Below are 693 nucleotides of genomic sequence, written 5' to 3'. Positions count from 1 at the left end.
ATGCAAAATATGCATAATATTAGTTAAATCATATTCCATATTCGAGTTTATATTGTTATGTTTTTCTTTTGTTTTTTGCTCAATTTCAAAAAATACTTTTTTATATTCTTTTTTGGATATTTTTTTATCAAACGATAAACAAAAGCCTAACTCTAATGTATACAAATCTTTATTTTCATTTTTAACTTGATTGTAAATTTTTAGATTAAAATCATCTATTTCTTTTTGTATATCTTCAGATACAATATGAGTTATTGAACATAAGAAATATCTTGTAAAATAATATTTATCATCTATATCTTTATTTTCTAAACTATCAATAAAATTTAATATTTTTAGATTAAAGCTATCTTCTAATTTGATTTTTTTTTGAATTGATATATTAGAAATACTATTAAATATATCTGAATATTGTAAAGCTAATTTATTATAGCCACCAAATTTACCATTTAAAAATGCATTTATATATTTTTTAATGATAATGGTTATATTAAAAAAATCTATATTTTTATTTTTGTAATATTGATTAGATAAAAAATAATTCATACTATCATATTGAGGAATTGCTAATAAATTATTTTCTAATTTTTCATTAAATTTATCTATAATTAAATTAAAATTTTGTTGAGTTAAATTCATCCAAGAACTAAAGATTAAAAAATTATTAAACAATTTACTATATGTAGTTTCAAG

The 693-nt window shown here is 17.0% G+C and carries 1 protein-coding gene; it reads right to left on the bottom strand.

What is annotated here, in order from left to right; all coding sequences use genetic code 11:
* A partial coding sequence (locus JG677_RS08450; RefSeq protein ID WP_200286199.1) for a hypothetical protein occupies positions 1-672 on the bottom strand: 672 nt, incomplete at its 3' end.
* Positions 673-693 lie beyond the last annotated feature (21 nt).

The organism is Campylobacter sp. TTU-622 (assembly GCF_016598965.1).
Lineage (GTDB): Bacteria > Campylobacterota > Campylobacteria > Campylobacterales > Campylobacteraceae > Campylobacter_D.
This window is presented reverse-complemented; position numbering and strand designations above follow the sequence as displayed.